Origin of the sequence: Mycolicibacterium canariasense, assembly GCF_002101555.1 — a bacterium.
Lineage (GTDB): Bacteria > Actinomycetota > Actinomycetes > Mycobacteriales > Mycobacteriaceae > Mycobacterium > Mycobacterium canariasense.
This window is the reverse complement of record NZ_LQOL01000085.1, coordinates 23,688-33,674: the sequence shown is the minus strand read 5'-3', so window position 1 is coordinate 33,674 and position 9,987 is coordinate 23,688. Positions and strand designations below refer to the sequence as shown.

General features: G+C 65.5%; 9 protein-coding genes. 4 read left to right on the top strand and 5 right to left on the bottom strand.

Features of this window, described 5'->3' with window-relative positions:
* Positions 1-333: 333 nt before the first annotated feature.
* From AWB94_RS29555 to AWB94_RS29545, 3 genes are all read right to left on the bottom strand, one after another.
* Positions 334-1,269 carry a helicase associated domain-containing protein gene (locus tag AWB94_RS29555; protein ID WP_062657763.1) on the bottom strand — a complete coding sequence of 312 codons (936 nt, stop codon included), beginning with the start codon at positions 1,267-1,269 and terminating at the stop codon, positions 334-336.
* A 179-nt stretch (positions 1,270-1,448) separates the two neighbouring features.
* Positions 1,449-2,888 carry a hypothetical protein gene (locus AWB94_RS29550; protein ID WP_264020993.1) on the bottom strand — a complete coding sequence of 480 codons (1,440 nt, stop codon included), beginning with the start codon at positions 2,886-2,888 and terminating at the stop codon, positions 1,449-1,451.
* 118 nt (positions 2,889-3,006) lie between these two features.
* Complete coding sequence (locus AWB94_RS29545; protein WP_234811930.1) at positions 3,007-3,639, bottom strand: RuvC family protein; 633 nt, start codon at positions 3,637-3,639, stop codon at positions 3,007-3,009.
* A gap of 961 nt (positions 3,640-4,600) precedes the next feature.
* Between AWB94_RS29545 and AWB94_RS34795 the strand changes: the two genes are divergently transcribed.
* From AWB94_RS34795 to AWB94_RS29540, 3 genes are all read left to right on the top strand, one after another.
* Positions 4,601-4,819: a hypothetical protein gene (locus tag AWB94_RS34795; RefSeq protein WP_131805332.1), complete on the top strand. Its 219-nt coding sequence runs from the start codon at positions 4,601-4,603 to the stop codon at positions 4,817-4,819.
* Positions 4,820-5,244: 425 nt separating this feature from the next.
* Positions 5,245-5,619, top strand: coding sequence for a hypothetical protein (locus AWB94_RS34790; RefSeq protein WP_131805331.1), 375 nt, complete (start codon positions 5,245-5,247; stop codon positions 5,617-5,619).
* A gap of 366 nt (positions 5,620-5,985) precedes the next feature.
* Positions 5,986-7,803 carry a hypothetical protein gene (locus AWB94_RS29540; protein WP_131805330.1) on the top strand — a complete coding sequence of 606 codons (1,818 nt, stop codon included), beginning with the start codon at positions 5,986-5,988 and terminating at the stop codon, positions 7,801-7,803.
* Here AWB94_RS29540 and AWB94_RS29535 read toward each other — a convergent pair whose 3' ends face one another.
* Positions 7,804-8,196: a hypothetical protein gene (locus AWB94_RS29535; protein WP_062657760.1), complete on the bottom strand. Its 393-nt coding sequence runs from the start codon at positions 8,194-8,196 to the stop codon at positions 7,804-7,806.
* A gap of 606 nt (positions 8,197-8,802) precedes the next feature.
* On the opposite strand from AWB94_RS29535, the gene AWB94_RS29530 reads away from it, so the two are divergent.
* Positions 8,803-9,141, top strand: a complete 339-nt coding sequence (locus AWB94_RS29530; protein ID WP_064961328.1) for a histone-like nucleoid-structuring protein Lsr2 — start codon at positions 8,803-8,805, stop codon at positions 9,139-9,141.
* Between the two features lie 32 nt (positions 9,142-9,173).
* On the opposite strand, the gene AWB94_RS29525 is transcribed toward AWB94_RS29530, so the two are convergent.
* Positions 9,174-9,908 (bottom strand): helix-turn-helix domain-containing protein, encoded by a 735-nt coding sequence (locus tag AWB94_RS29525; protein WP_131805328.1) that lies wholly within the window; start codon positions 9,906-9,908, stop codon positions 9,174-9,176.
* Positions 9,909-9,987: the final 79 nt, after the last annotated feature.

Genomic DNA, 9,987 nt, shown 5'->3' with positions numbered 1-9,987 from the left:
CATAACTGGCAATCCAGGTGGTCCCATCACCCTGGCAAAATCAGCTCACACTGGTCCCATCCTCCTGGCAGACGACAGGCGCGGTTCTCCTGGCGCGAGGCGGCGGCGGCTGCCCGGGTGTGCGCACTCACGGAGCAGCGGCGGTGGGCACGGTTTGTCGATCCGAACTCATTGACCGAAACGCACACGGTGGTCCTCACATTTCAGGGGCGGTGACTGTCACGTCCTTCTAGTCAATGCATTGTGTCATGCACGTGCATTGAAACCGGCACGCGGCGACGTGTCCGCGCACGAATCCAGACGCGCCAGCAGCTTTCGTCCGCGTCACGCCGCTCAAGTCAACCGTTCGCCAAGCAGATTCAGCTCCCGCAGTGCCGAAATCTGCTCGAGGCGCAGCCGTCCGTCCCGATGGCGCCGCCGCTGAGCAACGACCCACGTGTAGAGCGGGTGGTTGGGGCCGATCGAGCCGGATCGCGACATCTCTGCTCGCAGCTGGGCGTAGCGCTCGTCCCACGCGGCGTCGCGTGCGGACCACCGCCAACCGGGTAGCGCCGATAGGGCCTGGATCCGGTATGGAGCCAGTCCGTCGCGGCGGACCTGATCGCGCTGGGCGGTCACCCACCGGGCAAGGCTGACCTCGGCGGGATCGGCAGACTCTGTGCTCGGGTAGCGGCCAACGCGCTCCAGAAACACCCTCAGCTGCTCGCACTGGCGCTCCCACGGTTGCCGTGACCGTGTCGAGGACATCCCAGCTGACCACCCGGGCAGCCCAGTCAGCGCCTGGACCCGGTCATAGCGCAGCCGGTCAGAACGCAGCGCGAGCCTCTGTGTGGCAAGCCAGTTCGACATCCGCACGTCGTCCGCGCGGTTGGGGATGCGGCCGTGTTCATCGGCGAAGCTGGCCACCTTGGCAAACGTCTCCTCCCACTGGGCGTCACCGGGCGCCCAATCGAATCCACGCAACCGGTCCAGCAGCGTCACTTTGCCGTGATCCAACGTGCCTTGGGCGCGGGCGCGACGTTGGCGGGTCAACCACTGTGTCCGCCACTGTCCGGCCAGTGTGAGGCCCGACATATCGCGCAGGGCGATCTGACGAAATCGCTGCTCCCACGGCCCTTCTGCCACATTGCGCAGCGGAGATTCCAGCTTGCCGAGCATCTGCTGCTGATCCACGTTCAGATGGCCGGCGCGGCGCTGGGCGTGCGCCCACACCAACCAGACATAGGTCTCGGTGTCCAGCGCCGTGTCGCCACGGCGGTCGGCCAGCACCGCTGCACGTTCTGCCCATCGCCGTCCGCGGTGGTTGACAGGGGTGTGTCGAGTCTCAACATCAACGTTCACAGGGTCCACGGTTCTTCCTTTCCGGCAGCGGTGTGCGGCATCGTAGCCAGCCCAGCTGTGGATGAAGGTGCGCAGCGCGAGTCGGAGAACCGGTGACCGCCGCTACCTCAGACCATGGAGGCTGCTTCGGACAGCGTTACCGGATCACCGGCAGCCCAGGCGATCAACTCGTCGCCGGGCGTGCGCAGCTCGCCAGTGCTTGCCACGCGGCGGGAGGTTTCGTGGATGCCCTGTACGCGAGTTGCGATGTCGACCAGCTCGGCGCCCAGTGCCAGATCGACGTAGTAGATCCGGGCGACTGGCGAGGGCTCGTCTTTGGGCACCGACACAACCGCCGCATAGACCTTGGACACCTCTGGCATCTGTTCCCAGAACGTCCCGTCCCAGGACAGCATCATGATTGCGTGCGCGTACTGCGCCAACTGAACGCCGATCGCCAGCCACGAGTAGTCGATGGAACTGGAGGTTTTCAGGTCGCCGATGATCAACTCGCCGTGCGGGGTGAGGAACAGGAAGTCGAAGGTGCCGACCATGCCGGTGGCCGGAATGAACACCGTCCGTTCGGTCATGCCGCGCACGAAGTTCAGCCCGTGGCGGCGAACTGCGGCGAAGAGCACGCGGACATAGGGCTTGAACAGTTCCGGCACCTCATCGAACGGGATCACCCCTTCGATGAGGGCTTCCACATAGCCGTGCAGCTTGGTCCCGAAATCGCTGCCGTCGTCACCGCCGGCACGGCGCATCGCTGCGTTGCCGACGGAACTGAGCGCGAGTTTGGAGCCAAAAGTCAGCTCGTTGACGTGATCGGCGCCGCCCAGGTCCAGCCCGTCGAGCAGTTCTGGGTTGCGGGCCAGGCCCAATACGGTGCCACGCAACTGCCACTTCGTCAGTGCAGTGCTGTCGTCGAGCACCTTGGCGTGCGTGGTGGCACGCACAAACGTCTCGGTGCTGCGCAGCCCGTCCAGCCCGGGCACCACGTACTTGCTCATGTCGCGGGTGTACTTCGCCACCCACTTGCCAGGAGGAGGGGGAGCGTCCGGGATCGCGGCTGTTGGCGGCGCGTAGGGGACGCGTGCGACCGCCGGCGGGTCCTCCATGCGGTCGAGCTGCTGGGAGGGTGTGAGTGCTACCGATCCGATGGCGGGCGGGGCAGGCAGGGCAACTGCGGCGGTTCCACTGTTCGGCTCAGCCGAGGGGCCGACGGTTCCGATGGCGTGCGGCGGTGCAGGAACGGGGGATGCAACTGTGCCGATGGGTGGTGCCGGCATGGCGACCGCTGCGGTGTCGGCCTGCGTGGTGACCGCGACGGTGCCGATCGCCGGCGCTGCGGAAGCGACCGGGTGAAGCGCGGGTGCGGGCATCGGCGCAGCGGCTGCCGGCGCGGCGGTCGCTGGAGGTGGGACCAGTGTCAGCGCGGGCGGTGTCGCGCCCGGAAAGACGGGGGTGACTGGCGCAGGACGCGGGGTCAGTACCACGGCGGCAGCTGCTGCGGCCAGCGATGCCGGATCCATTGCCGGTGCACCGGCAAGTGCATGTGGTGACGTCATGGCGCCAAGGTAACGATCACCACCGACGTGTTCGGAGGCCGAAGTCCGACACGCCGACGCGTGCGCTGCGCGGAGAACCAGCAATCTTGCACGAGCGCCCGTTGAGGACGAACGGATCTCAGGCCGCGACCGAATGGCCGATGCGGGGTGGGATCGTCGAAGCGCCGACGGCGTGAACAGCCTTACGCTGCTTGACGGTGAGTTTGAACGGCAGTACGTCACAGTCGATTCGAGCTGCACCCAGCGCGGCGGCGAAAGCTGCGTCGGCGCGGTCCTGAAGATTCTTCCCGCGAACCGCGTCGGGCCAGGCGACCGCGTACGCCGCTGCCACCTCGGACTTGCTGGCGTTTCCCTTGCCCGTGGCCAGCTGCTTGATCAGCTGCGGCGCCACACGGACCACCGGCGCCCCGCCGCGGCACAGCCCTTCCACCACGGCCCACCAGAGGAATCCGCGCCGGGTCAGCGAGCTGTCTTTCTCTTTGACCGAGAACTGCAAGTCTTCGATCACCACAAGCACAGGGTCTGAATCCAGCACCTGGTTGACGATCCCGTCGGTCAGGTTGCGGTGGCGGTTGACGTGGGCGCCCAGTGCATCGTCCGCGGGGGTTGGGGAGGCGTGCACCGCGGTGAGCAACGCACCGGTGTGAACGTCGAGTGCGGCGATGCCGGTACCGGTGAGCGAAACATCGAGCCCGATGATGTACCGGCCCCGAGCGGTCGGGTTCAACACGGGCGGCAGGGGCTCGGACATGCCCGCAGTGTGCCACCTGCTCCCCGCTGGGATTGAGCGCGACTCGACTCGGGCGCAGGACATGTCAGCAGCGCGGCGGGGCGGTTAGCTGAGTCACGGTGTGGCAGCTGGCGGTTGTAGCGGGGCCAGAATGTGAGTGACTCGGCTCACAGGATTTCGTAGACAGTTGTCGGACGCCAAACCGCTGGCGCAGAACGCACGAATATTTTCGATTGACGTACCGCTGACCAGCAGAAACTGTCAGCGCGGCGTGCAATCACGGCGCTACCTGCAGTGCAGCATCCATGTCGCCAGAAGGGGGAGGGGGTCGTCAAACATGAAGAAATTCAATGAAACACTTTTCACTACAAAAACGGTCTTGTTGTCGGATGCGTAAAAGTAGAAATGCCTGATAAATACATATAACTAGATACACTAACTAAAAACATGAACGAGTAAAAGAAACTGTCACCATTCACCGCCCCGATAAACCGCTGTGAGCCACGCCACAGGCCACCGTGTAGAGACGGTTACCGTCAGACCCCCTCCCCCTTCTGGCGACCTCAACGCAACCGCCCAGCTCACGCCGCGATCATCGAAAACTCTGACACTTTCCGCAGGTCAACGGTGCGCCAATTGGAAAAGTTCGTGCGATCTACGCCAGTGGAGTGACCCGATGTCGGCGTTCCGGTGCATTGATCGGCACCGCCCGCGGCGGACCCAAATGTTTGCGCTAGCTGCGATATTCACGCGAAGGCCGAGGCGTCGACGGCATTCACCGCCGAGGTGTGTCGGTGTGTTCTCGGCGTGGCGTGCGCAGGACTCGCCTCCGTGCTGCGCGGGTGGGTAGACATTCCCGTGACCAGCGGCGCGGAGATTGGCCGCGCCGGCGCCAGTGAACGGAGGAGTCGATGCCATCTACTGACCATGAGCACGTTGTGCGCGCATCCCAGGGTGCGTCGGGGACGCGGAAGCCACCGCGGTGAGCGCTCTATTGACCGCCCACTGGAACACCGTTACCGGCGCGCTCTGGGTGAAATGCACCAGCAGCGGTGATGTCATCGCCGACGTCAACGGCGTTGTCGATGAGCTGGGCGCGTACGCCGCCCTGACTTCGGCGGGATTCTCCCGCCGCGCGAACTGGCTGATCGTTCCGGGGGCGCCGCACCTTCGCAGTCTCGATGTCACTCGCACGGCCTGACCGCCACATGCCAATCCGCCATATGAACTACTGCAAAGGATTTCGATCATGAGCACGACGCACCGTCAAGCCTCTGGCAGCCGCCGCACGGACGTGTATCCCCTCGCAGGTGGGGAAGCCGTCTCTTACTCGCACTGTGAAGTCGATGAAGTTGACCGGGAGGGCTGCCTGCGTATCGCCACCTACGGGGACCCGCCGGCGGGGGAAGGGACGCCGGTATACGTCGTCTGGGCGCCGGGGAGCTGGCAGCGGGCGGAGACGGTCGCCGTCTCTGACGTTTCATCCAAAGCGTCTGACACTTCGAACTGAGGCCTTGCACTCGGCGAGTGGCAGCACCGGTGCGACACGCCAGTGCTGTCGCTGACAGTGATTGATCTCGCCGTGATCTATTCTCTAAAATAGAGAATCACGAAAGGGTCGCGCCGATGTCACAATCTCCCAACAGCCAGTCGTTTGTTGCAGCTGCCTCCAACCGCCGGCTCAATCACCTGCTCCTCTGGGACGCACTGGCTCACCCGCTGACACCCGTGCCGCCCTGGCGCACCGGCGCGGCAGCCGACCAGGAGCGGGTCGAGCACTTCGCCGAGCTGGTTGCTGAATGGGGCTCGAAGGGCAAGCTGTCGTGCGAATGCTGCGGTGAGCGCGACGAAAGCGTCGGGTATACCGGTCACGTGCGAAACGCCGCCGTGCTGTGTGCGTTGTGCGCGTTCGGCGTGGAATGCCAGCGCGGCGTGTGTGCGGACGCCCCGCGGATGGGGGAGCGTCGTGCTCCTGCCCGCCGCCCCCGATTTCGCCGCTAGGTGCTGCGCTGCCGAAAGCAGAACGGTCCGGTCGCCTTCGCAGGCTTCCGGACCGTTCACCGCTGACATCTCAACCGACTCAAGGAGCGAGTCGTCAGTGAGCTTACCCATGAATGCGTGTCGAATTCCAGTGATGTCACGTCCCTGACCTGGTCCGGCTTCTTCGGCGCCGCCTGTTGGCGGCGCATGCGTATTGCGTCGCGCTGTCGGTGCAGGCGGGTAGGGCCGCCACATCGCTTGGGTTCCCGCATCCGGTATCGGCCGTCCAGACGCGTCGCGCGACCTGGTTGATCCTCTACTCACCTACCGTCGCGAACCTCGACCGGGGACTACGAAACGGGAGGTCAAGGCCCAATGTGCCGTTCGATGTCGGAGGGCGGGCGACGGTGCCCATGCGCCAGCGGTGAACGCCGCCGTGCCTATGCACGTTCGCGGTACGCAGCGCGCAACGCGGAAGCTGCCCGTCGCGCAGCCAATACCGCGGAGTTCACCCGCCGCTTCGTCGAAGTCCAGGAGCGGATGCAGGCCGCGCTTGCTGAGGGTGAGCAAGACCTCGCTGGCGCAGCGGCATTGGATCTGGATCCCGCGGCTGCACCCGCACCCGAAGTAGAGCCCGATCCCGAACTGCCACCACCGCTGGGCACCGTCGTCGATGCGTTGATCGAGGACCGCTACAGCCGTCCGATAGCCGAGATGTCGGATGAGGACTGCGAACAGGTGCGCGCCTACGCCACCGTCCGTGCACAGTTGTCAGCCGAGGAGACTCGCACGGCCTACGCCGCCATGGCCGGGCTGTCCCCGTACAGCGACAGCCCGCAGCGGCGCGCTTATGAGGCTGCGCTGCAAGAGGAGGGTCGCCATCTCGCTGCGGTCGCGGACGTCACGTTGCACGAGCATTTGCGCCGTGCATTGCCCGACCCCGGCGACCGCGACGCTGTCGGGTCGCCGGCTTGGGTCGCGCGCGTAGTCGTGGACGCAGATTTCACCCACCAGGACGGCACGGTGATGACTGCTCACGACGTGTACACGCGCATCCGCGATGGGCGCCTCGACCGCGAAGCAGCGGGGCGATTCCAGGCCATGACCCGCACCCTGCTCGACGCACAACAGCTGGTGCGCACCCAGCGGTCCAAGGCGCACGCCGCGGCACTGCGGTCCACGCTGGAGCAGGCGAACCCCGATCTGAGTTTCGGGACAACGGACCTCAGCGAGGGCGCGCAGCCCGTGGTGTGGGGAACCGGGATGACCAAGGCCAAACAGGCGCAGTTCGTCGACTCCGTCCACTCCGCCTACCCGGACCAGCTCGTCGAACGAGCCCGTGACAATGGCCGCCCGCTGCGTGTGCGTGTCACGTCCTCGCGGGCGCATTACCAGCCCAGCGGAGCGCATGAGCGAGTGCCGGCCGCGCACTACCTGGACGCGAGCGACCTAATCGCCGCGGCACGCGCCGTCGATCACGAGACCGATGACGAGACCGATGCTGAGACGCGATCCAGCAGGATTCAGCTGAACGCCGGCTATGCGTCCCGGTATACCGAAGCCCGCTCCGCCCCTCCGTCGCGCGGCGGGGTGCCCGACACCGCCGCCAATCGCGCGGCACTCGAAGCCGCGTTCGCCGCATGGTCGCCATCGCACAATCCATACATGGACAAACGATTTGCCGCCAAGATGGGATCAAGTCCCGAGATCCGGGCGGTCGACGGAATGCTCTTCGTGGTTAGTAAGAAGCGGGTGCCGCCGCTATCGGGGAACCCGGTCGCGGAACTGACCACCAACGGGGCCGACAACGTCACCGTTCACGAGATGGCCCACCGCATCGAGGAGCAGGCACCGGCGATCGCCACTGCGTGCCATGCGTTTCTGGCGCGGCGCACCGCGGGACTGGATCCCACGGTCTACAACACCGGTGTCCGGCGCGGGCGCCGCGTGGTCGAGACGGTGCGCGAGGACTCCTTCGTCGATCCCTACATCGGTCGGGACTACGGGCCCAATCAGCCCCACACCGAGGTCTTTTCGGTGGGAATGGAGGCACTGGCAACCGGGCGTTTCGGAGGTCTGACCGACAACCCGGAATCAGGTTGGGCCGAACAGCAGCGCCGTGCAGATCCCGAGCACCGCCAACTGGTGCTGGCGCTTCTGGCATCGGCGCCGAGGCTGCTGGATTCGCGCGAAGCCGATCGCTGATCAGCGTATGGCGCCGTCTGGCACCACTTCGGTTTCCAGGATGTCCCAGACCGCAGCTGCGACACTGCCCTGCGGCATCGCCAGGAGCATGGCGACTAGCACTGCCTCGGCGCAGTCGCGGTCTGCCGGCATCTGTGCCCAGACGCCGTAACGGATTTCGTGCTCACCCTTGCTCGTGGTGTCGAGTGTCTGGCGCACGGCGGACACCAGCTCTGCGGGGCCGAACAGCCACCCACCGGCAATGGTCGCGGTGTCCGCGGGCGCGGGGGCGGCACGGCGCCCGCGCCGCGGGACGGACCGAGTCCACGCTGCGGTGCCACGGTCGTCGGTGACGGTGTACACCGCTGTCGCGCTGTGGCGGTTACGGCGTCGTCCGTGGTTGTCGTCACTCATCGTGTCTCCTTGCTGGGTCGTTTCACACGCCGAGCCGAGGTTTCGTCATCACTCGGGGGTGAGGCTCCTGAACTCTTGCGTCGCCGTTTGCGTGGTGTCGGCGTTGGACGATCCTTGGCCGGGGTCTTGGGCGGTCGCCCGCCGCCGGCTCCGCGGCCGGGGCGGTGGTCGAACCAGTCGCGGACGGCGAGGGCGTCGAAGACAGGGGAGTTGCCGACGCGACCAGTTGGGGCGGGGAAGTCGTGGGCTTTGGCGGTGCCGTTGCGTCTGGCGATGGCTGCCTGGCCGTTATAGGTGCGCACCGTAGATGTGCTGAGTCCGTAGAGGGCCGCGATGTCGGCCAGTGACAGGCGGTCGTGCTGTGCGAGCGTCGCGTGCATCGGCTCCTGCACGGCTGGACTCCTCTCGCGCACTAAAACATGACTACAACTATTGTAGCGAAGTTTTGCGAGCGCTGCCTGCAGCGGCGGGCTCCGGCCGGTAGCGAAGCGTCACCGGCGGCGTAGGCGCGGAAGTGTCGCGTGCGGCATTACCGTTAACTGCGACATATCTTCCCGGGGTGTTTATCCAGAGATTATCGGTCGGAAAAGCGGAGGGATATTCCACGTGAGTCGCAGAATGCGGGAAGAACTTACTGACGACCTCGACGACACCCTGCCGGCCGACGAGACCGTGGAGTTCGCGATGGACGGGATCGCCTACCAGATCGATCTTGCGGCGCCCAACGCAGCGACCATGCGCGAGCAGATGGCGATCTACATCAGAGCTGGCCGACGCGCGGTGGCCCGGCGCCCGCGCAACGCGGTTGACCCGTCACTGGTGCGGGCGTGGGCGCGGGCGCGGGGAATACCTGTCGGCAGTCGCGGCCGCGTGCCCGCCGCGGTGATCGTGCAGTACCTGGCCGAGGAACGCGGGTCTCGGATCAACGGCGCTACGTCACAGTGATTTTGGTCAGGCCCCGGCTGACCGTCGCGGCCTCAGTCGCCGATGTCTGAATCGGCGGACCGTTGCCTACGCCCTACCCGCCGCGGTACCGGTCCGCGGTGTGCGGCGATGTGGCGCTTGCTGTACAGGTCGGCGATGTGTTTCGGGGTGTTGGGGAGGTCGCCGGCCAGCCACCGCACGTAGTCGCCGGTGCCATCAGTCGGTGCGAAAGTGTCAAGCAGCGTGAGAATCGCCTCGTAGTGTGGCCGCACTGCGGGATTGAGTGTTTTGCCGGGAAGGCAGTTGTCTTCGACCATGCGTGTGAGGTAAGGCAGGCACAAGGGTAGCGCTGTGGCTGCCAGGTCCATAGTTTTCGCGCCAGGGGGGCGCTTGCCGAGAGTGCCGGATCGACCTGCAATTTCGAGGAGCATGGTGATGAGTCGTTCAGCGTCGTCGACCTCGACCAGGTATGGATTGCGGTCCTGATGGACCTGTCTGAAAAGGAGATTCGAGGGCCCCGCCTTCTTGGGCGGGGTGAAGCGCTCATTGGAAACCACCTGGACCGCGGTGCCGGACGGCCAACCGAGAACAGACTCAACTTTGGCCAGCGTCTCCAGCTTGTAGTTGGTGCGTTTGCCGGTCTCGAGGTCGGAGATCACCCGCAGCGCCACACCGCATTGCGCGGCGAACCGATCGGCATTGGCGAAACCTTGCTCGATGCGGGTTGCGCGGATCAGTGTTCCCAGTCTTTTCCAGCCGTCTAAAGCCGTTTTGGCTGATTTAACCATGGTTTATGTCCACTTTCTGCGGCTGTTCTTCCTCCCCGACCGATAAAGAAACCTACGGCATCGAAAACACGAACGCAGC